1 protein-coding gene is annotated in these 1,252 nt (G+C 71.0%); it reads right to left on the bottom strand.

Going from position 1 to position 1,252, the window contains the following annotated elements:
- Positions 1–43: 43 nt before the first annotated feature.
- Positions 44–1,153, bottom strand: a complete 1,110-nt coding sequence (locus tag ACWDNU_RS46180) for an adenylate/guanylate cyclase domain-containing protein (RefSeq protein WP_449673486.1) — start codon at positions 1,151–1,153, stop codon at positions 44–46.
- Positions 1,154–1,252: the final 99 nt, after the last annotated feature.

The following is a 1,252-nucleotide window of genomic DNA, read 5'->3' on the forward strand; positions in this document are numbered from 1 at the left end:
GCGTGCGGGGTTGGGAAGGCGGACAGTTGCTGTTCGGGCCGACTCAGTGCATCTCGGTCGATTGGGCGGTCGCGGTGGTCGGGTCCGGGGTGCGTGCGGAGAGTCTGGGGACGGCCAGTTGGGTGGGGGTCAGTCGGCCGCGGAGGGTGACGGTGTCGCCCAGGTTCCAGTGGGCGGTTTCGGAGTCGGCGGCGCGGGCGAGGGTGGTGGCCGAGCTGAGGAGGCGTTCGTCGTAGTTCTTGGACAGCTCGCACAGGCGGGCCGCCTCGTTGACGGCGTCGCCGATGACGGTGAACTCGTAGCGGTTGTGGGTGCCGACATTGCCCGCGACGACCCGGCCCGCGGCGACGCCGATGCCCGCGTCGAGGTCGGAGGCGTCGCGCAGCCTGCGCTGGATGGCGCGGCCGCAGGACAGGGCCGAGCCGGCCAGGTCGGGCAGGGGAGCAGGGGTGCCGAAGACGGCGAGGGCGGCGTCGCCCTCGAACTTGTTGAGCAGGCCGCCGTGCCGCTCGACCTCGTCGACGACGATGTCGAAGAAGCGGTTGAGGATGCCGACGATCTCGGGGGCGGGCCGGGTGGCGGCCATGGTGGTCGAGCCAACGATGTCGATGAACAGGGCGGCGGCCTCGGTCTCGGTGCCGCCGAGCACCGGCTGGGAGGCGATCGCGGCCATCGCGACATCGTGGCCGACGTGCTTGCCGAACAGGTCCTCGATCAGCGCGCGCTCGCGCAGGCCGTGCACCATCCGGTTGAAACCGCTCTGCAGGTCACCGAGTTCGGTGCCGTCGTAGAGGGTGACCTCGGTGTCGAGATCGCCGTCCTCCACCCGGCGCAGCGCCTGGCGCACCCCCTTGATCGGGGCGACCGTCGCCGCCACGACCTGGGCCATCAGCAGCATTCCGAACAGCAGCGCCGAACCGCCGAGACTGAGCACGCAGACCGCCAGCCTGGCCTTGCTCACCGCGGGATCGGCCAGCGCCCACACCGCGACGATCATCGACAGCGCCACCGGGATACCGACGCCGACCAGCCACGACAGCATGGTCCGGCCGAACACGCCGATGCCGCGGCGGCGGTGCGGGTCGGCCTGGAGCACCCGCGCGGTCACCGGCCGCAGCGCGAATTCCACGATCAGATAGCTGTTGGCGCACACCACGATGCCCCGGCGCCAGCCGGTCGTACCAGTCTTTTGAACCGGCCCTCGCCATGATCTCCCCGATCAGCTGGGTGGCTTCGCGCACGGAGCGGACCC

The sequence above is a fragment of the Amycolatopsis sp. NPDC003676 genome, assembly GCF_053587275.1.